The sequence below is a fragment of the Nocardia sp. NPDC127579 genome (assembly GCF_042672005.1).
Taxonomy (GTDB): domain Bacteria; phylum Actinomycetota; class Actinomycetes; order Mycobacteriales; family Mycobacteriaceae; genus Nocardia.
In genome coordinates, this window is the sequence record NZ_JBHXVZ010000007.1 from 345,158 (window position 1) to 368,557 (window position 23,400).

General features: G+C 69.3%; 23 protein-coding genes. 17 read left to right on the plus strand and 6 right to left on the minus strand.

The genetic code is table 11. The features are described from left to right. Nucleotides 1-54: 54 nt before the first annotated feature. The 9 genes from ACFVMC_RS24475 to mnhG are packed head-to-tail and all read left to right on the plus strand — an operon-like array spanning nucleotide 55 to nucleotide 10,191. Nucleotides 55-471: a hypothetical protein gene (locus ACFVMC_RS24475; protein ID WP_379213831.1), complete on the plus strand. Its 417-nt coding sequence runs from the start codon at nucleotides 55-57 to the stop codon at nucleotides 469-471. Between the two features lie 37 nt (nucleotides 472-508). After that, the gene (locus ACFVMC_RS24480; RefSeq protein ID WP_379213833.1) at nucleotides 509-2,728 is read left to right on the plus strand and encodes an AAA family ATPase; all 2,220 of its coding nucleotides are present in this window, start codon (nucleotides 509-511) and stop codon (nucleotides 2,726-2,728) included. A 49-nt stretch (nucleotides 2,729-2,777) separates the two neighbouring features. Next, nucleotides 2,778-4,103 (plus strand): hypothetical protein, encoded by a 1,326-nt coding sequence (locus ACFVMC_RS24485; protein WP_379213835.1) that lies wholly within the window; start codon nucleotides 2,778-2,780, stop codon nucleotides 4,101-4,103. Between the two features lie 54 nt (nucleotides 4,104-4,157). Beyond that, nucleotides 4,158-7,082: a Na+/H+ antiporter subunit A gene (locus ACFVMC_RS24490; RefSeq protein WP_379213837.1), complete on the plus strand. Its 2,925-nt coding sequence runs from the start codon at nucleotides 4,158-4,160 to the stop codon at nucleotides 7,080-7,082. Then, nucleotides 7,079-7,462: a Na(+)/H(+) antiporter subunit C gene (locus tag ACFVMC_RS24495; protein ID WP_379213839.1), complete on the plus strand. Its 384-nt coding sequence runs from the start codon at nucleotides 7,079-7,081 to the stop codon at nucleotides 7,460-7,462. Before ACFVMC_RS24490 ends, ACFVMC_RS24495 begins: the two co-directional genes overlap by 4 nt. Then, nucleotides 7,459-9,066 (plus strand): Na+/H+ antiporter subunit D, encoded by a 1,608-nt coding sequence (locus tag ACFVMC_RS24500; protein WP_379213841.1) that lies wholly within the window; start codon nucleotides 7,459-7,461, stop codon nucleotides 9,064-9,066. Before ACFVMC_RS24495 ends, ACFVMC_RS24500 begins: the two co-directional genes overlap by 4 nt. Further along, nucleotides 9,063-9,596: a Na+/H+ antiporter subunit E gene (locus tag ACFVMC_RS24505; RefSeq protein WP_379213843.1), complete on the plus strand. Its 534-nt coding sequence runs from the start codon at nucleotides 9,063-9,065 to the stop codon at nucleotides 9,594-9,596. The genes ACFVMC_RS24500 and ACFVMC_RS24505 overlap by 4 nt, the downstream gene beginning before the upstream one ends. Continuing rightward, entirely contained in the window at nucleotides 9,593-9,853 is a 261-nt protein-coding gene (locus tag ACFVMC_RS24510) for a monovalent cation/H+ antiporter complex subunit F (protein ID WP_379213845.1), read from the plus strand. The genes ACFVMC_RS24505 and ACFVMC_RS24510 overlap by 4 nt, the downstream gene beginning before the upstream one ends. Beyond that, nucleotides 9,850-10,191, plus strand: coding sequence for a monovalent cation/H(+) antiporter subunit G (gene mnhG, locus ACFVMC_RS24515; protein ID WP_379213847.1), 342 nt, complete (start codon nucleotides 9,850-9,852; stop codon nucleotides 10,189-10,191). Before ACFVMC_RS24510 ends, mnhG begins: the two co-directional genes overlap by 4 nt. Before the next feature lie 7 nt (nucleotides 10,192-10,198). Here mnhG and ACFVMC_RS24520 read toward each other — a convergent pair whose 3' ends face one another. Next, nucleotides 10,199-10,825, minus strand: coding sequence for a TetR/AcrR family transcriptional regulator (locus ACFVMC_RS24520; protein WP_379213849.1), 627 nt, complete (start codon nucleotides 10,823-10,825; stop codon nucleotides 10,199-10,201). Between the two features lie 122 nt (nucleotides 10,826-10,947). Here ACFVMC_RS24520 and ACFVMC_RS24525 point away from each other — a divergent pair, with 122 nt between their 5' ends. From ACFVMC_RS24525 to ACFVMC_RS24535, 3 genes are all read left to right on the plus strand, one after another. Further along, the gene (locus ACFVMC_RS24525) at nucleotides 10,948-12,858 is read left to right on the plus strand and encodes an acyl-CoA dehydrogenase family protein (RefSeq protein ID WP_379213851.1); all 1,911 of its coding nucleotides are present in this window, start codon (nucleotides 10,948-10,950) and stop codon (nucleotides 12,856-12,858) included. Nucleotides 12,859-12,905: 47 nt separating this feature from the next. After that, a complete protein-coding gene (locus ACFVMC_RS24530; RefSeq protein ID WP_379213853.1) occupies nucleotides 12,906-13,154 on the plus strand; it encodes a hypothetical protein in 249 nt (82 codons plus the stop codon). A gap of 66 nt (nucleotides 13,155-13,220) precedes the next feature. Continuing rightward, nucleotides 13,221-13,802, plus strand: coding sequence for a Uma2 family endonuclease (locus tag ACFVMC_RS24535; protein WP_379213855.1), 582 nt, complete (start codon nucleotides 13,221-13,223; stop codon nucleotides 13,800-13,802). Between the two features lie 52 nt (nucleotides 13,803-13,854). On the opposite strand, the gene ACFVMC_RS24540 is transcribed toward ACFVMC_RS24535, so the two are convergent. From ACFVMC_RS24540 to ACFVMC_RS24560, 5 genes are all read right to left on the minus strand, one after another. Then, the gene (locus ACFVMC_RS24540) at nucleotides 13,855-15,120 is read right to left on the minus strand and encodes a DUF5933 domain-containing protein (protein ID WP_379214085.1); all 1,266 of its coding nucleotides are present in this window, start codon (nucleotides 15,118-15,120) and stop codon (nucleotides 13,855-13,857) included. Between the two features lie 141 nt (nucleotides 15,121-15,261). Next, nucleotides 15,262-16,407: a glutamate--cysteine ligase gene (locus ACFVMC_RS24545; protein ID WP_379213856.1), complete on the minus strand. Its 1,146-nt coding sequence runs from the start codon at nucleotides 16,405-16,407 to the stop codon at nucleotides 15,262-15,264. Between the two features lie 13 nt (nucleotides 16,408-16,420). After that, nucleotides 16,421-17,107 (minus strand): superoxide dismutase family protein, encoded by a 687-nt coding sequence (locus ACFVMC_RS24550; protein ID WP_379213858.1) that lies wholly within the window; start codon nucleotides 17,105-17,107, stop codon nucleotides 16,421-16,423. 132 nt (nucleotides 17,108-17,239) lie between these two features. Continuing rightward, entirely contained in the window at nucleotides 17,240-17,854 is a 615-nt protein-coding gene (locus ACFVMC_RS24555; protein ID WP_379213859.1) for a LytR C-terminal domain-containing protein, read from the minus strand. Between the two features lie 49 nt (nucleotides 17,855-17,903). Beyond that, nucleotides 17,904-18,206, minus strand: a complete 303-nt coding sequence (locus ACFVMC_RS24560) for a DUF3263 domain-containing protein (RefSeq protein WP_379213861.1) — start codon at nucleotides 18,204-18,206, stop codon at nucleotides 17,904-17,906. Nucleotides 18,207-18,389: 183 nt separating this feature from the next. Here ACFVMC_RS24560 and ACFVMC_RS24565 point away from each other — a divergent pair, with 183 nt between their 5' ends. The 5 genes from ACFVMC_RS24565 (at nucleotide 18,390) to fahA (ending at nucleotide 23,346) form a co-directional block, all read left to right on the plus strand. Further along, entirely contained in the window at nucleotides 18,390-18,980 is a 591-nt protein-coding gene (locus ACFVMC_RS24565) for a peptide deformylase (protein WP_379213863.1), read from the plus strand. 11 nt (nucleotides 18,981-18,991) lie between these two features. Then, nucleotides 18,992-19,954 carry a GNAT family N-acetyltransferase gene (locus tag ACFVMC_RS24570; RefSeq protein ID WP_379213865.1) on the plus strand — a complete coding sequence of 321 codons (963 nt, stop codon included), beginning with the start codon at nucleotides 18,992-18,994 and terminating at the stop codon, nucleotides 19,952-19,954. A 30-nt stretch (nucleotides 19,955-19,984) separates the two neighbouring features. Further along, nucleotides 19,985-20,812, plus strand: coding sequence for an exodeoxyribonuclease III (locus tag ACFVMC_RS24575; RefSeq protein WP_379213867.1), 828 nt, complete (start codon nucleotides 19,985-19,987; stop codon nucleotides 20,810-20,812). A 129-nt stretch (nucleotides 20,813-20,941) separates the two neighbouring features. Continuing rightward, the gene (locus tag ACFVMC_RS24580) at nucleotides 20,942-22,168 is read left to right on the plus strand and encodes a homogentisate 1,2-dioxygenase (RefSeq protein ID WP_379213869.1); all 1,227 of its coding nucleotides are present in this window, start codon (nucleotides 20,942-20,944) and stop codon (nucleotides 22,166-22,168) included. Continuing rightward, nucleotides 22,165-23,346, plus strand: a complete 1,182-nt coding sequence (gene fahA / locus ACFVMC_RS24585; protein ID WP_379213871.1) for a fumarylacetoacetase — start codon at nucleotides 22,165-22,167, stop codon at nucleotides 23,344-23,346. Before ACFVMC_RS24580 ends, fahA begins: the two co-directional genes overlap by 4 nt. Nucleotides 23,347-23,400: the final 54 nt, after the last annotated feature.

The window sequence follows — 23,400 nt, forward strand, 5'->3', positions numbered from 1 at the left end:
GCTGCACCGAGCGCCGGAGGTCCCGGCGTCCGGAGGCACCGGGGAAAGCACCACATGAAGCGAATTTCCGTCATGGCTTTGGCCGCCGGCGCGGTGGCACTGACACTGACCGCCTGCGGCGGTTCCGACAGTTCCGACGACGCGAGCGGCCTGCGCAAGGGCAGCGCGCCCACCTCGACGGCCGGCCCGAGCGCGAGCGCGCCGACCAGCACCGACAGCGCGGCGGCCCCGGCCAGCCCGATCGACACCTCGAAGCTGGGCACCGCCTCGCGCACCAGCTGCGGCGACTTCAAGGCGCTCCCGGCCGAGGAGCAGAAGTCGCTGGTCGAGGAGATCCTGGCGGAGAACCCGGACAGCACCTTCGCGGGCAGCCCGAACGTCGCGCTGGGCACCGCGAAGCTGGTCTGCCTGGCCGGCAGCAACGCGGGCAAGCCGGTCGCGATCGCGGCGGGCATCGTCACTCAGAAGTAGACGAAGTCCGCACCCCACACTCGATGACGCGGGCAGAATGGGCACGGTGGCCGATCTTCCGCTCACCGCTCGCCTGAATCCGTCCGCCGCCGACGCCCGGCGCGGGGTGGTGCGGCTACATCCGGAGGCGCTGGCCGCGCTCGGCCTGCGCGAGTGGGACGGCATCGCACTGCACGGGTCGCGGCGCACCGCCGCCGTGGTCGGGTGCGCGCCCGCGGGCACGCCCGCCGGGGTCGCGCTGCTCGACGATGTCACGCTGTCCAATGCCGGGCTGCGGGAGAACGCCACCGTGGTGGTCTCCCCCGCGACCGTGTATGGCGCCAAACAGATTTCGGTGAGCGGCTCGGCGCACGCCACCCGGGCGATTCCCGCGGCCACCCTGCGCCAGGCACTGCTCGGCAAGGTGGTCACGGTCGGCGACGCGGTATCGCTGCTGCCGCGTGATCTGGGTCCGGATCTGCCGTCCGCGGCGGCCAGCCAGGCACTGTCGCGGACCTTCGGGATCGCCTGGACCACCGAACTGCTCACCGTCACCGCGACCGATCCGACGCCGGGCCCGGTGAGCGTGCAGCCCAACACCGCGGTGGTGTGGGGCGCGGGCGCGCTCGGCGCGCCGCCGGCCGCCGGTGCCGCGCCGGATTCCATCGCCACCACCGACGGCGGTCAGCTGGGTCGCAGTGCCACCAGCGCGTCCAGTCCGCCGGTCGCGGTCGAGGAGCTGGCGGGCGCGCACACCCAGGCCGCCAAGCTGACCGAATGGCTCAGCCTGGCCCTGGACGAACCGGAGCTGCTCAAAACCCTCGGCGCCACACCGCATCTCGGCGTGCTGATCACCGGACCGGCGGGAGTCGGCAAGACCACCCTGGCCCGCGCGGTGGCCGCGCCGCGCCGGGTGGTGGAACTCGACGGCCCGACCATCGGCGCCGAGGAGGGCGGCAATCGGCTGCGGCAGGTTGCGGCGGCGGTCGCCGAGGTCGGATCGGGGCAGGGCGGGATCCTGCTGATCACCGATATCGATGCGCTGCTGCCCGCGCAGGCCGAACCGGTGGCCACCCTCATCCTCGATCAGCTGCGCGCCGCGGTGGCCTCGCCGTGCATCGCGTTCCTGGCCACCACCGCGCATCCGAGCCGGGTGGATGCCCGGCTGCGGACGCCGGATCTGTGCGACCGCGAGCTGGCCCTGGCCCTGCCGACGGCGGCGGTGCGCAAGGCGCTGCTGGAACAGCTGCTGCGCAAGGTGCCAACCGCGGAGCTGCGACTGGACGACATCGCCGCGCGGACACCGGGTTTCGTGGTCGCCGATCTCGCCGCGCTGTGCCGGGAGGCGGCCCTGCGCGCGGCCTCGCGCAGCGCCCGGGAGCAGACGCCGCCCCGGCTCACCCAGGACGATCTGTCCGGTGCGCTGGAGGTGATCCGCCCGCTGTCCCGCTCGGGGATGGAGGAGCTCGCGATCGGCAGTCTGAGTCTCGACGATGTCGGCGATATGGCCGAAACCAAGCAGGCGCTGACCGAAACGGTGCTGTGGCCGCTGCGGCATCCGGACTCCTTCGCCCGGCTCGGGGTGCAGCCGCCGCGCGGTGTGCTGCTCTACGGTCCGCCGGGCTGCGGCAAGACCTTCCTGGTGCGAGCGCTCGCGGGCAGCGGCCAGCTGAGCGTGCACGCGGTGAAGGGCGCGGAGCTGATGGACAAGTGGGTCGGTTCCTCGGAGCGGGCGGTGCGCGAATTGTTCCAGCGGGCCCGGGATTCGGCGCCGTCGCTGATCTTCCTGGACGAGGTGGACGCGCTCGCGCCGCGCCGCGGCCAGAGCGCCGATTCCGGGGTCGGTGATCGGGTGGTCGCGGCGCTGCTCACCGAACTGGACGGCGTGGAGCCGCTGCGCGATGTGGTGGTGCTGGCGGCGACCAACCGGCCGGAGCTGATCGATCCGGCGCTGCTGCGGCCGGGCCGGCTGGAGCGGTCGATCTTCGTGCCGCCGCCGGATGACGCGGCGCGGCTGGAGATCCTGCGCACGGCGGGCCGTTCGGTGCCGCTGGCCGCCGATGTCGATCTGCTGACACTGGCCAAGGAGCTGGACGGGTATTCGGCCGCGGATTGCGCGGCGCTGCTGCGGGAGGCGGCGCTGGCGGCCATGCGCCGCGATGTCGCGGCCGCCGATGTGACGGCGGCGGATGTGGCCGCGGCCCGGTCGGTGGTGCGGCCGTCATTGGATCCGGTCCAGGTGGAAGCGCTGCGACGCTATGCCGACACCAACAGTTAACTGATAGCAATCACCGATAACCAGCACTTTCCGGGGTATGTTCGGCTGCGTGCCACGGCGCGGCGAACTACTGGACTCGGTGACGGCCTATTGCGGGGCGACGGTCGCGGGTATCACGCTGTTCCTGCCCATCACCTTCGCCTGGACCCAGAACAGCACACCGTTCCGGGTGGCCAGCCTGATCAACAGCGTGCCGCGCGGCGCCGCCATCGGCGTGATCGTGGCGGTGGCCGTGGCCGTGCTGATGCGCAGCTTCGCCGGACCAGCCGCCGCCTGGTGGTGGGCGTTCGGCGCGGCCGTCGCCCTGCTGATCAATCATGCTGTCGGCCGCCAGGTTACGACAGCCGAGCTGCTCACCACCCAGAACTATGTGGATTCGGTCTGCGGCGGTGTCCTGCTCGGCGCGCTGGGCGCGGCGACGCTGAGCAGCTGGCAGGCCGGCAGACCGGGGCCCGGTTTCGGCTACGCGCTGGGCGGCGCGGGCACCTTCGTGATCGGCGACCTAGCCGATCTCTTGGAGATTCCGGACCGTGACCCCTTCACCGTCCTGGAAACACCGCCACGCACACTCGTCGGCCTCGCGATCGGACTGCTGTTCCTGAGCGCACTGCGTCATCGCAGCCGGTTCGGCCGCACGCCGCCGCCCGGCGTCGCGGTGGAGCTGCCGATCACGCCGATTCTCGCGGGCACGATGCTCGCGCTGGTGGTGCTGGCCCTGACCGAATGGCTGTCACGGCAGTACACCGACGCGCCGAACACCGAGGGACACGGCACCGAGATCGGCGTGGCCATCGGCGCGGTCACGATCGCGGCCCTCGCCGCGGCCATGCTGCTGCCCGGGCGCGACGGCCGAGGCGTGCTGCTGGCCGTTGCACTCGGCACCACCGCGGACACGCTCGGCGCCGCACCACGCCCGCTGTGGCTGCTGCTGGCCCTGCTCGCGGTGACCGCTGCGGGAATCTGGGTCGGTGCGCGCCTGCCCTCGACCGCGCTGGCCATTCTGGCGATTCTCCTGCTCGTCCTGTTCGGGCTGTTCAATGTCGGGCATGACAGCCAGGTGCTGTACGGAATCGGCAGTACCGCACTGGGTTTGATCACCGGATACAGCTGCGGCGCGGCCCGGCCGCACTATGCGCCGAGCGGGGTGCTCGCCATCGCGGCCCTGTTCCTGCCGACGTTGATCAACGCGATGCCGCACCAGGACCCGGCCTGGCCGGATCGCCCCGGACTACCCGATCCGGCCACCCCGGGACGCGTCGCGCTCTTCGTGACACTCGGATGCGCGGCCGGACTGCTGATCCTGCATCGCTCGCGCCCCCATCACAGACCCAGACCGCCCGAGTCGACCACAGCGCAGGCAGCCGAGGATGCCTGAGCTGCGCCGACCTGTCCCCACACCCCGACACGCCGAGACCCTGGAGCGCACCGCTTGCTCGCCATCCTGATCGCACACGCTGTCGCCGCTCTGGTGGCGCCGGCGTGCGTCCGGGTATGGGGACGTAATGCCTTCCTGCTGCTCGCGCTGCCGCCCTTCGCCGCGCTGCTCTGGGTCATCGCGCACTGGGGCGGGATCGAGCAGGTCCGGGTCCGCTGGGCGCCGTCGATCGAGATGAACATCGACCTGCGCCTGGACACCCTGTCGGCGATCCTGGCCTGCCTGGTGCTCGGCATCGGCGCGCTCATCCTGGTCTACTGCGCCAGGTACTTCGCCGACGACGAGCCTCGCCTCGGCCTGTTCGCGGCCCAGCTGGTCGGGTTCGCGGGCGCTATGTTCGGACTCGTCACCAGCGACAACATGCTGCTGCTCTACGTCTTCTGGGAAACCACGACGGTGCTGTCGTTCCTGTTGGTCGGCCACCACGGGGAGCGGGCGGTGGCCCGGCGCGCGGCCATCCAGGCGCTGCTGGTGACCGGCGCGGGTGGCCTGGCCATGCTGGTCGGGATCGTCATCCTGGGGCAGCGATTCGGCACCTATCTGCTCTCGGAGCTGCTTGCCGCCGCGCCGGCCACCGACGGGGTGGCGGTGCCGGTGGCGGTGGTGCTGATCCTGGTCGGGGCGCTGAGCAAATCGGCCATTGTGCCGCTGCACTTCTGGTTGCCCGGCGCGATGGCCGCGCCGACGCCGGTGAGCGCGTATCTGCACGCGGCGGCCATGGTCAAGGCGGGCGTGTACCTGGTGGCGCGGCTGGCGCCGGTCTTCGCGACGAGTCCGCTGTGGCAGCCGCTGGTGCTCACCCTCGGGGTGTGCTCGATGCTGCTGGCCGGGCTGCGCGCACTCCAGGTCACCGATCTGAAACTGGTGCTGGCCTTCGGGACGGTGAGCCAGCTCGGATTCCTGATCCTGCTGGTCGGCCTGGGCACCCCGGACGGCGCGCTCGCGGGCGTGGCCTTGATCGTGGCGCACGCGCTGTTCAAAGGCTGTCTGTTCATGGTGGTCGGCATCGTCGACCATTGCGCGGGTACCCGGGATCTGCGCCGACTATCCGGCCTGGGCCGAAAAGCGCCGGGGCTGGCCTGGATCGCGGGTCTCGCGGCCGCGAGTATGGCCGGGCTGCCGCCGCTGCTCGGTTTCGCCGGGAAGGAGAGCGCGCTCAGCGCGATCTTCAACGCCGACCAGCTACCGGGGTGGGCACGCAACGCACTGCTGGTCGGCGTGGCCGTGGGGTCCACGCTGACCGTCGCCTACAGTGCGCGGTTCGTCTGGGGCGCGTTCGGCGAGAAACCTTGGCGGCCAACGGCCGAGCCGGTCGAGGACACCGGCCCGGTGTTGTGGCATCCGGTCGATGTCTCGCGCTATCCGGGTGAATACCGGGAGCCGCCGAAACGCACCCGGGTGCGGATACCCGAGAACGGTGACGACCGGCTCGGCGTGCAATGGCACGAGCCGGGCACGCTGTTCGTCACCGCGCCCGCGATTCTCGCGGGCGCGGGGGTGCTCGGCGGGTTCATCACGCCCTGGCTGGGACACGCGATCGAGCCGTACGCGCTGACCTTGCCCGGGGTCCAGTACACGAGTCTGGCGCTGTGGCACGGCGTGAACCTCGAACTGGTGCTCACCGCGGGCATTCTGCTCGCGGGCGCAACGGTTTTCGCGTATCGGCACGAGATCGGTGCGTCCGCGCACCACCGTCTCGGCAATGCCGATCGGGCCTACGACGCCACACTGCGCGCCATGGACCGGCTGTCGCGGCGCATGACGGCGACGGTGCAGCGCGGCTCACTTCCCTTGAGCCAGGCCACGATTCTCGGCACGCTCATCCTGCTGCCGATCGCGATGCTGCTGCTGGGCGCCCGCGCGGAAGTGCGCCTGCGACTCTGGGATACACCTCTGCAACTGGCGGTCGGGGCCATCATGGCGGCGATGGCGCTGGGCGCCACGGTATTACGCAACCGCCTGGCCAGCGTGCTGGCGGTCGGGGTGACCGGCTACGGATGCGGCGTGGTCTTCGCGCTGCACGGCGCACCCGATCTGGCACTGACCCAATTCCTGGTCGAGACACTGACTCTGGTGATCTTCGTGCTGGTGCTGCGCGCGTTCCCGGCCGAGATCGAGGACAGCCGGACCGCCGCCTACCGTCCGCATCGGGCGGCGCTGGCGATCTGTGTCGGCGCGACCGTCGCGGTGCTCGCGGCGTTCGCGTCCGCCGCCCGCGGCACCGAACCGATCTGGCGTCTGATCCCGGAGGCGGCCTACACCGGTGGCGGCGGGAAGAACGCGGTCAACGTGCTGCTGGTGGACATTCGCGCCTGGGACACCCTGGGCGAGATCTCGGTGCTGATCGTCGCCGCCACCGGGGTGGCGTCGCTGGTGTTCCGTACCCGGCGGTTCGGCGGCGCGCCGCGCGCGGTGGACGCACCCGGCTACGACCCGGACGCGGTGAGCTGGCTGCCCGCCGGACGACTGGTGGATCGGCACGAACGATCGATGGTCCTGCAGATCACCACCCGGCTGGTGTTCCCGACCATCATGGTGCTGTCGGTCTACTTCTTCTTCGCCGGGCACAACGCGCCCGGCGGCGGATTCGCGGGCGGGCTCACCGCCGGGCTGGCGCTGACTCTGCGCTATCTGGCGGGCGGGCCCTACGAACTCGGGGAGGCGCTGCCGCTGGACGCCGGGCACGTGCTCGGGGCGGGGCTCACCCTGGCCGCGGGCACCGCCGTCACGTCGCTGCTGCTGGGCGCGCCGCCGCTGTCCTCGGCGATCGTCGAGTTGACGCTGCCGCTGATCGGGCACGTGAAACTGGTGACCGCACTGTTCTTCGACCTCGGCGTCTATCTGATCGTGGTGGGTCTGGCCCTGGACGTGCTGCGCAGCCTGGGCGCGCGCCTGGACAAGGAGCTCGAGCAAGCATGAGTGCCAATCTGACGCTGCTGGTGCTGATCGGGGTGCTGGTCGCGTGCGGTGTGTATCTGATCCTGGAGCGCGCCGTGTCGAAGATGCTGCTCGGGATGATCCTGTTCGGCAATGCGGTGAACCTGCTGATCCTGACCGTCGGCGGGCCCGACGGCGCACCGCCGATCCTGGGCGCACCCGACACCGCGCACGGGGAGATGGCCGATCCACTGGCGCAGGCGATGGTGCTCACCGCGATCGTGATCACCATGGGCCTGGCGGCTTTCGTGCTCGCGCTGGCCTACCGGGCCTACATCCTGACCACCTCCGAGGACGTCGGCAACGATCCGGAGGACGTGCAGGTGGCCACCCGTCGCGAGGTCGAGGAGCCGGAAGAATGACCGACCGGATCTCACCCGAGCTACTGCCCGCGCTCATCCCGCTGCCGGTGCTGATCCCGCTGCTGGCCGCGGCCGGCACGCTGATCTTCGGGCAGCGCCAGCTGATTCAGCGCTACATCACCCTGGTCGCGCTCACCGCGGGCGTGGTGGTCAGCGCGCTCATGCTGTATCTGACCGACCAGCACGGCACCGCCGTGGTGCAGGTCGGCGGGTGGCAGACGCCGATCGGGATCTCGCTGGTGGCCGATCGGCTCTCGACGGCGATGCTGCTGGTGTCCTCGTTCGTGCTGCTGTGCGTGTCGGTCTACGGTTCCGGGCAGAACATTCACGACGGCGGCGACAAGCAACCGACCTCGATCTTCCGCCCGACGTATCTCGTACTGACCGCGGGGGTTTCGGCGGCATTCCTGGCCGGTGACCTGTTCAATCTGTTCGTCGGTTTCGAGCTGTTGCTTGCCGCGTCGTTCGTGCTGCTGACCATCGGCGCGACCGCGCAGCGGATCCGGGCGGGCGTCGCCTACGTGATGGTGTCGATGCTGTCGTCGCTGATTTTCCTGACCGGAATCGCGCTGGCCTACGCGAGCACCGGGACGCTGAATCTGGCGCAGCTGTCGATCCGGCTCGCCGCGGCGCCCGAGGGGGTGCGCACCGCGGTGTACGCGGTGCTGCTGGTGGCCTTCGGGATCAAGGCGGCGGTGTTCCCGCTGTCGAACTGGCTGCCGGACTCCTATCCCACCGCACCCGCCCCGGTGACCGCGGTGTTCGCCGGTCTGCTCACGAAAGTCGGTGTGTACGCGATCATCCGGACGCATGCGCTGCTGGCGCCGGACGGCCGATTCGACACCGTACTGCTGGTCTGCGGCCTGCTCACCATGCTGATCGGGATCTGCGGCGCGATCGCGCAGAGCGATATCCGCCGACTGCTGTCGTTCACTCTGGTCAGCCATATCGGGTACATGGTGTTCGGGATCGGGCTGGCCAGCGTGGCCGGACTGGCGGGCGCGGTCTTCTATGTGGCGCACCACATTCTGGTGCAGACCACGCTGTTCCTGGTGGTCGGCCTGATCGAGCGACAAGCCGGCTCGACCTCGTTGCGGCGGCTCGGCGGGCTCGCCGCCGCCAGTCCGCTGCTGGGCGGATTGTTCCTGATCCCGGCGCTGAATCTCGCTGGTATTCCACCGTTCTCGGGTTTCATCGGCAAGGTGGCGCTGCTCCAGGCCGGCGCGATGGACGGCAGCGCGCTGGCCTGGGTATTGGTCGGCGGTGCGGTGGTGACAAGCCTGCTGACGCTCTACGTGGTGGCGATCGTCTGGGCGAAAGCCTTCTGGCGCCCGCGGTCGGACGCACCCGAAGGCCATCTCGCCGCCGCGAATCCGCCGACGCTGATCGAGGAGACCGACGACGTGCTCTACGACGAACGCGACGATCCCGGCCGCGTCCCGGTGCTGATGGTGGGCGCTACCGTGCTGCTCGGTACGGCCGGGCTGGCGCTCACCGTCTTCGCCGGGCCGATTCTCGGAATCGCCGACCGGGCGGCCGCCGATCTACACGACCCGGGCGCGTATATCGGTGCGGTACTGCATGATCCGGACGCGTTCCGGTGAACGCGCAGTGGGCGATCGCCGTCCGCAAACCCGGCGTGCTGCGCGCCGGCATGCTGGTCTGGCTGGCGCTGGTCTACATGGCGCTGTGGGGCGATCTCAGCATCGGAAATCTGCTGGCCGGGCTGGTGATCGGCGCGATCATCCTCTACGCGCTGCCGCTGCCCAGGATTCCGGTCAACGGCCGCCTGCATCTGCGTTCATTCGTCGAATTGTTCGTGGCCAGTGTGTATTACGCGCTGGAGTCGAGCTTCCAGATCGCCTGGTACGCCGTGCGGCCCGGACCGCCGCCGGTGTCGGGTGTGCTGCGGGTCGGGCTGGCCACCCGTTCGGATCTGGTGCTGGTGCTGTGCACCGATCTGCTCAATCTGATCCCGGGCACCATGGTGCTCGAGATCGACCGGCCGCGCTGCGTTGTGTACGTGCACGTCCTGGATGTGGGCAGTGATCAGGCGGTGGAGAAGTTCTACCTGGTCACCCGGCGGCTGGAACGGCTGCTGATCTCGACATTCGAACGGGAGGTGGCGCGGTGACCGTCGTCTACGTGATCGCCGGGGTGCTGTTGGTCGCGGCCGCCGGCATCACCAGCTTCCGCATCCTGGCCGGGCCGAGCACGCTGGATCGCGTGGTCGGCGTCGACTCGCTCACCGCGCTGGCCGCCTCCGGGCTGGCGGTCTGGGCGGCCTACGACCTGGACACCACCGACGTGCCGGCCATCGTCGCGATCGCTCTGGTCGGGTTCCTCGGGTCGGCCGCGGTCACCCGCTTCCGGGTCCGGGACGACCGATGAACCTGGTGTGCGATGTGGTGGCGGCCGTGCTCGTCCTGACCGGCGCGCTGCTGGCGTTCACCGCCGCCATCGCGATCGTCCGGCTGCCCGACACTCTGGCGCGCATGCACGCCGCGACCAAGCCGCAGGTGATCGGGCTGATCCTGATCCTGACGGGCACCGCGCTGGAACTGCGCTCGGACGGGCAGGCCTGGATGCTCGCCCTGACCGCGCTGTTCACCATGCTCACCGCGCCGGTCATCGCGCATCTGCTGGGCCGCACCGCCTATCGCGAGCAGCGCGATCGCGACGGCTTGCTCCGGATCAACGAGCTCGGCGACGAGATCGACCGGCTCTGAACGGTTTTCAGGCCTCGCGCAACGCGCGGTAGACGGCCGCGCCCACGAACGCGCCCAGGGCCCGCGGCGTCCAGCCGCCGTCGTCGGCGAGCAGGGTGCGCACCGCGCCCTCACCGGCGGAGACCCACAGCTCGACCAGCACCGGCAGTTTGCGTTCGGCGTCCTCGGTACCCCAGGCGCGCAGGGTCGGGCGCAGCAGCTCGGTGCAGCGGGTGACTGCCAGTTTGCGGCCGCGGCCGAACGAATCCGCTACGGCCGGATCGGGATTGCCGTACAGCAGCCGCCAGGCGTCGGGGCGGGCGGCGGCGATCGCCAGCAGCGCCTGGAAGCCTTCCACGAAGACCAGCTCGCCCGCGTCCACCGCACGCCGCGGCGTCGCCTCGAGCAGGCCGCTGATCAGGTTGCTCTCCTCGCGCTGGAGGAGTTCGCCGATGAGTTCGACGCGGTCGGCGAAGCAGGCGTACACGACCGGCCGGGTGACCCCCATGCGCTCGGCGACCGCGGCGATGGTGACCGCGGCGATGCCGTGTTCGACGGCGATCGTCAGTGCGGTGTCGAGCACCTGTGGGCGGCGGCGTTGCGGCCCGAGATGCTGCGCCCGCTGCCGCGGCGCCACGGCCTGATCGCTACCCATATCGACCAACATAGCAGCGCTTCACTCGGGTTCTCGCAGGTCGTACGGTCAGAGATCAATTTCCTTCACTGATGAACAATAATGCTACAGTCGCGAATGAATCCCGCGCCCGGAGGTACCCGATGACCCTGTTCAACCCCAAGACCTGTGAATTCGCCGAGTTCGACGGCGAGACCCGACGCCTGCTGCGCGCCACCGTCGACTGGTTCGAGACCCGCGGCAAGACCGCGCTCAAACACGATGATCGCGAGCGGATCTGGTACTCGGAATTCCTCGACTTCGTCAAACGCGAGCGGGTCTTCGCCACCTTCCTCACCCCGGCCGCGCTGGCGGGCGACGACCCGAACAAACGCTGGGACACCGCCCGCATCGCCATGCTGAGCAAGATCCTCGGCTTCTACGGCATGTCCTACTGGTACGTCTGGCAGGTCACCATCCTCGGCCTCGGCCCGATCTGGCAGAGCGACAACGCGAAGGCCAAGGCCAAGGCCGCCGCACTGCTGGACTCCGGCGAGATCTTCGCCTTCGGCCTGTCGGAGAAGGAGCACGGCGCGGACGTGTACTCCACCGACATGGTGCTCGAGCCGGCACCCGGCGGCGGCTACACCGCGACCGGGGCCAAGCACTACATCGGCAACGGCAACCTCGCCGCCATGGTCTCGGTCTTCGGCCGCCGCGCCGACAAACCCATCATCGACAGCGCGGCCGCACTGGATCGCGCACCGACGCCGGAGAATTACGAGGGGTATCTCTTCTTCGTCGCCGACAGCGGGCACGAGAACTACCGGCTGCGCCGCAATGTCGTCGACAGCCAAATGTATGTCGCCGCTTTCGATCTGGAGCGATACCCGGTCGCCGAGGACGACATCCTGCACCGCGGCGAGGCTGCCTTCCACGCCGCCATGAACACCGTGAACGTGGGCAAGTTCAACCTCGGATTCGGCGCGATCGGCGCCTGCGAGCACGCCTTCCACGAGGCGATCAACCACGCCGAGAACCGAATCCTGTTCGGGCACCGGGTAACCGAGTTCCCGCAGGTGCGGGCGCTGGTCACCGACTCGTACGCGCGGCTGCTGGGGATGCGGCTCTACAGCGAGCGGGCGATCGACTATCTGCGCAGCGCGTCCCCCGAGGACCGGCGGTATCTGCTGTTCAACGCGATCGAGAAGATGAGCGTCACCCGGCAGGGGCAGCGCGTCATCGAGGATCTCGCGGATGTGATCGCCGCGCGCGGTTTCGAGAACGACATGTACTTCCCGATGGCGATGCTCGGCCTGTTCGGCCTGCCGCGGCTGGAGGGAACCGTGCACGTGAACATGGCGCTGTCGCTGAAGTTCATGGCCAACTACATGTTCCATCCCAGCGACGCCGGCCTGGCCGCGCTGCGCTACCTGCCGGCCGCCGCGCCGGCGGGCGCGGTCCGCGCGGCCTCGGGTGCGCTGAGCTGGTCCAGTCGTCGGCTCGCGCCGCGCGCGAGCTTCGCTGTGCCGCAACTACGTTCGGAGTTCGACCGGGCGCGGCATCCGGTCGTGCCGACCCGCCGCGACGCCGCCGACGACGAGTTCCTGTTCCGGCAGGGCCCCAGCAGCGGCCTGGGCCGGATCCGGTTCCGCGACTGGCGGCCGGTATTCGAGCGATTCGCGCACGTCCCCAATGTCGCGGTGTTCCTGGAGCAGGCGCTGGCGTTCCAGAGTCTGCTGGCCGCCGCGGCGCCCACCGCCGCCCAGCAGCGTGACGTCGATTTCCTGTTCGCGGTCGGCGAGCTGTTCACCGCCCTGCCCTACGCGCAGCTGATTCTGGAGCAGGCCGAGATCGAAGGCACCGAAACCGCTGTCCTGGACCAGATCTTCGACGGTTTCGTCCGCGAGTTCTCCAAGCACGCCCTCACCCTGCACACCAAACCCACCGCGACCAAACCCCAGCAGATCCGCGCCCTGGACCTGGTGCGCCGCCCGATCGCCGACCCCATCCGGTTCGAGCAGGTCCTGACGCAGGCCCGGGCCCATGCGGGCCAGTACGAGATGCGCCCCTGATCGGCTGTCCGCCTGGTCGCCCCCGCCGCCATCGCCACCCTGCCGAAATGGATGCGCGTCACCGGCGGCTTCGACCAGCCCGCCTACTCGACCGCGCCTACCGCCTCCCCACCCGCCTGGTCGTCAAAGCTCTCGCCGACGAAACCGCCGAACAGGCTGTGCTGGGCAACTTCCTGGGCCCCATGACCGCCCGCCTCTACGGCGAGCACCTGGCCGCAGGCACCCCGGAGAACCCGGTCACCGTCACGCCGAAACAGGCGCGCGAGCGGTATGGGCACGCCGGGCGGGCGGGCTGACCGTATCCTGGGGATTACCTGCTGGTTTGCTCCCCTTCAGTCCGATGCCATTGATACCGTTAGGACATGACTGCCGTGCAAGAGTCGCTAATGACTACCGAGGAGTTCGAAGAACTCGCCCGGACGGCTGACCGCTTGTCGGAGGGTGTTCGACTCGAATTCATCAACGGAAAACTGGGGGTCAAGGCTATGCCGGATGGGGATCACAGTCGCATCGTCCAATGGCTGACGCGGCTGCTGCTCCGAACGAATTCCGGCTGGTGGCTGCACCCCGAACAAGGGCTGCAGATTCATGCCTACCGCGAGGGCCGAGCTCGTCCCGACGCCGTCCTAGCCGACGCGGATGCCTTTGTCGGCCAAGGTGAATGGGCGAATCCGGATCCTGTGCTGATGGCAGTCGAGGTCACCTCACACGACGACGACACCGATCGCCGAGATCGCAAGGACAAGCCCCGCGCCTATGCGGATACCGGCATTCCGATCTACTTGCTGATCGATCGGGATACCTGCGAGGTCACTGTGCACAGCGCGCCGAAAGGCGAACGCTACGAGCAGAAGACGACAGTTCCGTTCGGCGCGACAGTGCAGATCCCGGCGCCGGTCGGCATCGAGCTGGATACCGAGCCGCTGAAGGATTGGGTGAAGTAGGAAACCCAGCGAAGTCCCTGCCGGAGTCCCGCTCCGGCAGGGTCTTTCGTGTTCAGGCGCGAACGAGGAAGTTGTCGCGGCGGGCGAACCAGGTGGCGTGGAAGGCGGCGGCGATACCGGCGAGCGCGGCCAGGACGACGGTGCCGGACAGGACGGGGTACTCGGCCATCGGGACGGCGAGATAGCGGAAGCAGACGAGCAGGGCCGCGAAGACGACGGCACCGGCGGCGACCAGGCGGATGCGGAACCAGCCCCAGCCGCGCTCGGGTTCGCGCAGCGCGGACTCGACGGTCAGGCACAGCACCGCGCCCGCGACCAGATCGACGCCGTAGTGGTAGCCGAAACCGAGGGTGGCGGCGAGGGTACCGAAAAGCCAGAACGTGCCCATCGAGCGCAACCAGACGGGTGCGCGGGCGCCGCTGAGATCGCGGCGGGTGTGCAGGAAGACCGACAGCGCCCACGCGGTGTGCATGGACGGCATGCAGTTACGCGGGGTGAACGTGTCGAACGGCAGCGCGGCCGGATTGCGATCGATCGGCGGCACCACACCCGGCCAGTAGTTGCCGAGCTGGAGACCGTTGCCGTCGGCGCCGAAGGCGAACATCGGGCCCACCACCGGGAACAGCACGTAGAAGAGCGGGCCGATCAGCCCGAGTACCAGGAACGTGCGCACGAGATAGTGCGTGGGCCAGCGCCCGGAATCGGCCACCCGCCGCAACTGCCACACCGCGACCACGATCGCCGCGACCGGCAATTCGATATAGACCCAGTGCAGCACGGCCGATACTGCCGGCCCGAGCGCGTCCAGCACCCGGCCCACCACCCAGGACGGATCGCCCAGAGCGTGATCGGCCAGGATCACGTACTCGTCCCACACCTGCGGCCGGGCCGTGGTCGTGACATGCAGCCAGACATCACCGACCTTGGTGGCCAGGATCAGCAGCGCGCCCAGCGCGGCCGCGTGCAGCGCATTGCGCCGCACCACACCGTCCCACCGCCACCAGGCGAATACCGCGATCGCGGTCAGCACGATCACCGGCCCGTTGCCCACGCTGAACGGCGCACCGGCCAGCAGCCGCGCACTCGCGCACACCGCGTCGATGGCCACCGCCGCACCGGCCGCGATCAGCCGGCGGCGCATAGGGAGACCGACCAGGGCCAGCACCAGTCCGGCCCACGGCACGGTCATCGACTTGGGCGTCCCGGCATAGTCCTGCCACATGCTCTCCAGCGGCCCCTGGAACCCCTGGACCGCGGCGACCACCTGCAGTGTGACCAACAGCACGGGGACGGCGAGCACACCCGCGACGACCCAGATCCGGGGGGACGCGACGGAAAACCGTTGCGCCACATTTCCTGCACCGGAACCTGGATCTTCGACAAGCACGTCGACCATAGTAAACGGCGCATGAACGCCACCCCCCTGGCCGACTGAACGGCGAGAGCCGTTTCAGAACGGCTAGGTGTCGAGTTCGCGCACCAGCGAGTCCACCACCGCGACCAGATCGCCCTGTGCCGCGGCCGCCACCTTGCGCTGCCGCTGATAGGAGGCACCGCGGACCGGGATCTCGGCGACCGAGGCCAGTTCGGCCGAACAGCCCAGCTGTTTGGCGATCGGCTCCAGCCGGTTCAGCATCTCCATCAGATCGTCGGTGACCAGGCGTTCATTGCTGTCGGAGTCCACGATGACGATCGCGTCCAGCCCGTAGCGCGCGGCCCGCCACTTGTTCTCCTGCACGTGCCACGGCGGCAGCGAGGGTAGCTCCTCCCCGGCCTCCACCCGCCGGTCCAGATCCACCACGAGGCAGTGGATGAGCGCGGCCATCGCCGACAGCTCGGTCTTGGTGGAAATACCGTCGCAGACCCGCACCTCGATGGTTCCCCACTTGGGCGCGGGCCGGATATCCCAGTGCATGCCACCCAGCTGTTCGAACACTCCGGTCTTGAGCTGGTCGTGCACGAAGCCCTCGAACTGCGGCCAGTTCTCGAACTGGAACGGCAGGCCCGCGGTGGGCAGCTGCTGGAACATCAGCGTCCGGTTGCTCGCGTACCCGGTGTCGGCGCCCGCCCACATGGGCGAGGACGCGGACAGCGCGAGCAGATGCGGATAGGCCAGCAGCAGCGAGTTCAGGATCGGAAAGACCTTGTCCCGGTGTGAGACTCCCACGTGCACGTGCACGCCCCAGATCATCATCTGGCGGCCCCACCACTGGGTGCGTTCGATCAGCTCGTCGTAGTGCTCGGAGCGGGTCAGCTGCTGGGCCGACCACTGGGCGAAGGGGTGGGTGCCCGCGCAGAACAGGTCGACACCGAGCGGGTCGGCGGCGCGGCGCACGGTGTCCATGGTGGCGCGCAGGTCCTCGACCGCACCGGCCACGGTGTCGTGCACGCCGGTGACCAGTTCGACGGTATTGCGCAGCAATTCCTTGGTGACCTGCGGGGTGCCGTCGTGGGCCCGCAGATCACCGACCGCGTCGAACACCGCGGCGGCGGTATTGGAGAGATCGCGCGTCACCTTGTCGACGAGCGCGATCTCCCATTCGATCCCGATCGTGGGCCGGGGTGAACCTTTGAACGGTACGTTCGCGCTTCGTGCCCCGGCCATGTCGCCACCTTCGTTATTGGATCACGCCGCAGGCGACACGGTCACCCGCATCGCCTGTCGCGAGCGTGCTCTGGTCCGGTCCAGCGGCGCCGTTGGCCTGGAGATAACGGTTGGGAATGTTCCCGAAGTTGTCCGCGTCGGCATGGATCATCAGGGCCTTGCCCTTGATGTCGTCCAGGGTGACCGCGTCGGTGGTGGTGACCAGCTCGGCCGCGCCGTCGGAGCGCACCTCGAGCGAGGTCAGATCGCCGCTGGCCGGATGCGAGTTGGCGTTGCCGACCTGGAGGTGGCCGCCGGCGGACAGGAACGCGCCCGCGGGGCCGCCGGTCGGAGCGACCGAGTTCGGCTCGCACTTGCCGACGGAGTGGATGTGCAGGCCGTGGAAGCCGGGCTTCAGGCCGTGCGCGGAGACGGTGAGCTGCAGATGGCCGCCGTTGGCGACGAAGGTGGCGGTGCCGACCGCGGCTCCCGAGGCGTCCTTCAGTTCGACCTTGTAGCCCGAGCCGGCGTGCGGGGTGCCGGTTTCCTTGCCCGGCTCCGCCTTCGGCGGGGCGTCCGCACCGGTCCACACCGGCGGCGTGGTGCCCTTGACGTCACTCGATTCCTGGCTGTTGGTGCAGGCCGCGAGGCCGAAGACCGCGACCGCAAGCACCGGGGTCACAGTCCGCCAGGACGGGCGACGAGTTGTGGCTGGGGCCATCGGGGAACTCCTTCGCGAGTACCGAAATTTTACGGTAAAGCTGGGTGGACAACGTTCGTTACCGGACAAGATGATGCCACGTCCGTCGTGTCCGACCCGGCAGGGGCCGTGTGTCCCGCGCCGCGCAGTTGGTCAGTTACCCGTCAGAATGACGACTACACCGGTACCGTCGATTCCCGCCGTTTTCGGCTCGGCGGATATCCCGAGCTCGCTCGCGATCTGCTGCGCGGCTTCGCGCTCACCGGCCGTATTCCCGTAGAACACGGTCGTTTTCGCGATGGTGCCGCCCGAGTAGTTACCGGGCGAGACATTGGTCCAGCCATTGGCGGTGAGCTCGGCGGCCGTGGTCGCGGCCAGCCCGGCGACCAGGCTGTTGTTCAGAACCCTCACGGGGACAGCGCGATTCACCGCCCCCGCCGGGGTGGTCTCGGCCGCCGTGGTGGTGGCGGCCGGGCTGCTGGTGGTGCTCGGCGCGGTGGTGGCGGTCGCTGTCGTGGACGTCGCTGTGGTGGACGTCGCACCGGTGGTGGCGGCCGCGGCGCTGGTCGGCGCGGTGGTCCGCGGCGCCGCCGTACTGGCGGGGGCTACCGGCTGCGGTGTGCTGGACGGTGTTTCGGCCACGGTGCCGGAGTCGGAATTCGACAGCGACATCGCGCCGAGGCCGGCGAACACGATCGCCAACGCGATCAAAACCATCGCCAGCGCGCGCAACGGCGGCCCGCCGGTGGTGGGATTGGGTGAACTCACGCCACCGACCCTAGCCGGACTTCAGCTTTGGCGAACGGAAGTGGGGGTGTCATACCTGAAATCCGAGGCGGCGCGCCGCTCTGGCCTTCTGCCGGCTGGCCCGCAACCGACGCAGCCGCTTGACCAGCATGGGGTCCGCGGCCAGGGCCTCCGGGCGATCGACGACCGCGTTGAGCACCTGGTAGTAGCGGGTGGGCGAGAGCGAGAAGAGTTCGCGGATCGCCTCTTCCTTGAGGCCCGCGTATTTCCACCACTGTCGCTCGAAGGCCAGGATGTCGAGCTCGCGGCGAGTCAGGCCGCTGCCGTCCCCCTCGGTTGCCGTCTCGAGATTCCGAGCCGCTGCGCCGTCCATCCTGCTCCCTCGCCGAGTTGTAACCAGACGAAAAATGGTGCCTTACGTCGCGGATCATTCAACCATGCGGTAGGGGGCGGCCTCAGCTCCAACTCGGCGTGTTCGGTTACCAGTAGTTTGCGGCGTGTCCTGCGCCCGGGCTCTGGAGCGCGCCGGCCGGGCGCACCGTTAGGCTTGTTTCCCATGGCAGTCCTCCCCATCGTGGTCATCGGTGACCCTGTTCTGCACCACCCGACCGAACCGGTTACCCAGACACCGGAGGAATTGGCGCAGTTGCTCGCGGATATGTACGAGACCCTCGATGTCTCCAACGGCGTCGGATTGGCCGCCAATCAGGTCGGCGTGCCGCTGCGGCTGTTCGTCTACGACTGCCCCGATGTCACCGCCGACGGAAAGGCCACCCGCCGCAAGGGCGCGGTGATCAATCCGGTGCTGGAGACCTCGGAGATTCCCGAGACCATGCCGGACCCCGATGACGACGACGAGGGCTGCCTGTCGGTTCCGGGCTACCAGTTCCCCACCGGCCGCGCCGACTGGGCGCGGGTCACCGGCACCGACGAGCACGGCGAGCCGGTCGAGATCGAGGGCAAGGGCTTCTTCGCCCGCATGCTGCAGCACGAGGTGGGCCACCTCGACGGCTTCCTGTACGTGGACGTGCTGATCGGCCGGCATGCGCGGGCGGCCAAGAAGGCCGTCAAGCGCGAGGGCTGGGGTGTGCCGGGGCTGAGCTGGGTGCCGGGCACCGTGCCGGATCCGTTCGGCCACGACGACTGAATCGTGAGCAGATGACAACTGAACCCGCGATCCCACTCGGCGCCCGGGTCGTGCTGCGCTACCGGCTACCGGACGGCGCCACGCCGCCGTTGACCGATGTGATCGGCACGCTGGTGGCGCTGGAGCCGCCGACCGTCGAATCCGGTGACGGGCAACTGGTCTCGGTCGAGGCCGACCGGGTGGTGGCATTGAAGGCGTTGGGCCCCAGACCGATTCGTACCGCCGAGATCCGCTCGCTGGAGACCGCCGCGGCCGACGCGTGGCCGGGTGTGGAGCAGGACTGGATCGACGGCTGGCTGCTGCGCGCCGGGCACGGCTACACCACTCGGGCCAATTCCGCTGTGCCGCTCGGTCGTTCGGGGGAGCCCGCGCAGCTGTCGGTGGAGCCGCTGCGCCGTATCGCCGAGTGGTACGCCGAGCGCGGACTGCCGTTCCAGCTGCTGCTGCCGGATCGGCTGGCACCGGTGCCGCGGGGCTGGCGCACCTGGAACGAGACGCTGGTGCTCGGCATCGATATCGAGAACTTCGTACTCCCCCAGGGCCCGCCGATGGTGCGCACCGCACCCGAGCCGGACCAGGCCTGGCTACAGCTGCACCGCTACCAGGGCGAGAACCCGGCCCTCGTCGCGCTGCCGCGCCGGCCCGTGACCGAGGTGGTGACCGCCGTGCACGACGGCACGGTCGGTTTCGCCGCACTGGGCGTGCCGGAACCGATCGCCATCGGGCGCGCGGCCGTCACCACGGCGCCGGACCTGCGCCGCTGGGTCGGTCTGAGCTGTATCGCCGTGCAGGCCGCGCACCGTCGCCACGGGCTGGGCGCACTGGTGTGCGCCGAGCTGATCCGGTGGGGGCACGCGCGCGGCGCGACCCACGCCTATGTGCAGGTGCAGGCCGACAATGCCGCGGCGCTGGCCCTGTATCGCGAGCTCGGCTTCCTGGACCATCACGCCTACCGCTACGCCGCGCCGCAGTAGCGCCGATCCGATTCCGAAAGAAGGCAGTTCGTGCGTCTGGCGACCTGGAACGTCAATTCCATCCGCTCCCGGATCGATCGGGTGGCGCAGTTCCTGGACCGCCAGGACATCGACGTGCTCGCCATGCAGGAAACCAAATGCCGCGACGACCAGTTTCCGTTCGAACCGTTCGAGGAGCGCGGCTACGAGGTCGCGCATCTGGGTGTGAACCAGTGGAACGGCGTGGCCATCGCCTCCCGCGTCGGGCTGGACGACGTCGAGCTCGCCTTCCCCGGCCAGCCCGGTTTCGACAAGGACGCGGGTGAGTCGCTGATCAGCGCGCCGGTGGTGGAATCGCGGGCGCTCGGCGCGACCTGCGGCGGCGTGCGGGTGTGGAGTCTGTATGTGCCCAATGGGCGCGCGCTGCACGACCCGCACTACGCCTACAAGCTGGAATGGCTGGCCGCGCTGCGCGCCGCGGCGACCGACCGGCTGCGGGCGGACCCGGCGGCCGCGGTGGCGCTGGTCGGCGACTGGAATATCGCGCCGCGCGACGAGGACGTCTGGTCGATGGAGTTATTCGCGGGCAAAACCCATGTCTCGCAACCGGAACGCGATGCCTTCGACGCGTTCGCCGCGAGCGGGTTCGCCGATGTCATGCGGCCGTTCGCGCCGGGGCCCGGCGTCTACACCTATTGGGACTACACCCAGTTGCGCTTCCCGCGCCGCGAGGGCATGCGCATCGATTTCGTACTGGCCTCGCCGGCGCTGGCCGCCACCGTCACCGATGCGCTGGTCGACCGCGAGGAGCGCAAGGGCAAGGGCGCCAGCGACCACGCCCCAGTGATCGCGGAGTTCGATTTCGCGCCCGCGCGGTGATAAGCGGATCGGCGCGTAGCTAGGCAATTGTTCTGCCACAATCGGGTTCGACCGACGAAATACCAGGCAAAGTGCCAATTATCCGGCAACCTTGCTCCAATTCGTGGCACCGCGCACTAGCATGCGGGCATGGCGTTCTATCGGCAGGTCGGTTCGGTGCCGCCGAAGCGGCACACCCAGCATCGCGACGAGCACGGCGCGCTCTACTACGAGGAGCTGATGGGTGAGGAGGGGTTCTCCGGGGATTCCTCGCTGCTGTATCACCGCGGTCTGCCGCCGGCCATCGTCGATGCCACGGTCTGGGACCTGCCGGATCAGCGCACCACCCCGAATCACCCACTGCGGCACCGGCATCTGCGCCTGCACGACCTGTTCGACGGTGACGCGCCCGCCCGCACCGACGTGGTGACCGGCCGCCGCCTGGTACTCGGCAATGCCGACGTGCGGATCTCCTATGTGGTCGCGAGCGCGCCGTCGCCGCTGTACCGCAACGCGATCGGCGACGAACTGGTCTATATCGAGTCCGGCGCGGCCATCGTGGAAACCGTCTTCGGCGCGCTGCCCGCCCGCCAGGGCGACCAGGTGCTGCTGCCCCGCGCCACCACGCACCGCTGGCTGCCCAGCGGGCCGCAACCGCTGCGCGCCTACGTCATCGAGGCGTCCGGCCACATCACGCCACCCAAGCGCTATCTCTCCAAATATGGTCAGCTGCTGGAACATTCACCCTACTGCGAGCGCGACCTGCACGGCCCCGGCGAGATCCTGCTGGCCACCGGTACCGATGTGGAGGTCCTGGTCAAGCATCGGCCCGGCGGGCAGATCGCGGGTACCCGCATGCTGTACGCGACCCATCCGTTCGACGTGGTCGGCTGGGACGGATGCCTGTATCCGCTCACCTTCAATATCGCCGATTTCGAACCGATCACCGGGCGGATCCACCAGCCGCCCCCCGCACACCAGGCGTTCGAGGGCACCAATTTCGTGGTCTGTAATTTCGTGCCGCGCAAGGTGGATTACCACCCGCTCTCCATTCCGGTGCCCTACTACCACTCCAACGTCGACTCCGACGAGATCATGTTCTATTGCGGCGGAAACTACGAGGCGCGCAAGGGATCCGGGATCGGGCAGGGTTCGGTCTCGGTGCATCCGGGCGGGTACGCGCACGGTCCGCAGCCCGGCGCCTACGAGCGCAGCATCGGGCTGGAGTTCTTCGACGAGCTGGCCGTCATGGTCGACACCTTCCGTCCGCTAGAGCTCGGCGAGGGCGCGCTGGCCTGCGAGGATCCGGCCTACGCATGGACCTGGTCGGGCCGGGGCCCCGATGGGGCCGACCGACCGGGCGGGGGCGCACGGTGACGCGGATCGAGGTCGCGCCGGAATCCCTGTTCGGCCCGGAGAATTTGCCGTATGGCGTCTTCGCGCCGCCGGGGCGGCCGTTCCGCGTCGGTGTCCGGCTGGGCGACTGCGTCATCGATCTCGCTGTGGCGCTGGATGATTCGACGTTCGCCGCGACGAGCCTGAATCCCTTTCTGGCCCAGGGCTCCGCACGCTGGCACGAGGTGCGGGATCGGCTGCTCGCGCTCGCCGCCGCCGATCTCCCCGCCGCGGCGGTGCATTCGCTCGCCGAGGTCGAGCTGAAACTGCCGATCGAGGTCGGCGACTATGTCGACTTCTACGCCAGCCTCGACCACGCGACCAATCTGGGCCGGTTGTTCCGCCCCGATTCCGAACCGCTGCTGCCGAATTGGCGGCATCTGCCGGTCGGCTACCACGGCCGGGCGGGCACGGTCGTGGTGTCGGGCACCGATATCGTGCGACCCCGCGGACAGCGTCGAACCGATTCCGGCACACCGGATTTCGGACCGTCACGGCGTTTGGACATCGAAGCCGAGCTGGGTTTCGTGGTGGGCGCCGGCTCCACGCTGGGGCAGCCCATCGATATCGAGGATTTCGGCGCGCACGTCTTCGGCGTCGCGCTGGTCAACGACTGGTCGGCCCGCGATATCCAAGCCTGGGAATACCAGCCGCTCGGCCCGTTCCTGGGCAAGTCCTTCGCGACCTCGCTCGCGGCCTGGATCACCCCCCTGGCCGCCTTGGCGGCGGCCCGGATCCCGCTGCCCGCGCAAACGCCCGAACCGCTGCCCTATCTGCGTGCCGAGGCCCCGTGGGGCCTGGATATCGACCTCACCGTGCACTGGGACGGCACACCGGTCTCCTACCCGCCGTTCGCGCGCATGTATTGGTCACCGGCGCAGATGCTGACCCACCTCACCGCCAACGGCGCCGCCACCCGTACCGGCGATCTCTACGCCTCGGGCACCATCTCCGGCCCGGAACCCGACCAGCGCGGTTCGTTCATCGAATTATCCTGGGGCGGAACCGAACCCATCCGTGTCAACGGCCAGAAGCGCACCTTCCTGGAAGACGGCGACGAGATCGTGCTCACCGCCTCCGCCCCCGGCCCCGGCACGCGGCGCATCGGCCTCGGCGAGGTCCGCGGCCGCATCTGGGCCGCGCGCGAACGCGACGATTAGTTTTCGCTCCACCCACCGTCGGTATCGGTACAGACCCCATGCACACGACCGGGA